A 264-nucleotide genomic window follows, 5' to 3' on the forward strand; every position below is an offset into this window, starting at 1 on the left:
CACCCAGACGGCGCCAGCCGCCAGCACGGTGTCGGCTTCCTCGCCGAGGCGCGCGAAGTCGGCGGACAGGACCGAAGGCGCAATGACGGTCGGCTGCATGGTCGGCTCGTGTGTGGGTGGAAGTCGCGGGAGGGACGGACGCAGCGGTAACGCACGATCGGGGGGAGACATGCCGCTTACCGGCGCAGCTTGCGGATCCGCGCATAGGCTGCGTTGATCCCGCGCGCCCTGCGCTCGGCCGCCCTGCGGGACGCTTCGCCCGCC

At 72.3% G+C, this 264-nt stretch carries 1 pseudogene; it reads right to left on the bottom strand.

Annotated features, from left to right (window positions below):
• Positions 1-99 (bottom strand): annotated as a pseudogene (locus tag GST15_RS12755) (ribulose-phosphate 3-epimerase); the annotation flags it as partial.
• Positions 100-264 lie beyond the last annotated feature (165 nt).

Origin of the sequence: Cognatiluteimonas profundi (assembly GCF_009792795.1) — a bacterium.
GTDB classification, from domain to species: Bacteria; Pseudomonadota; Gammaproteobacteria; order Xanthomonadales; family Xanthomonadaceae; genus Cognatiluteimonas; species Cognatiluteimonas profundi.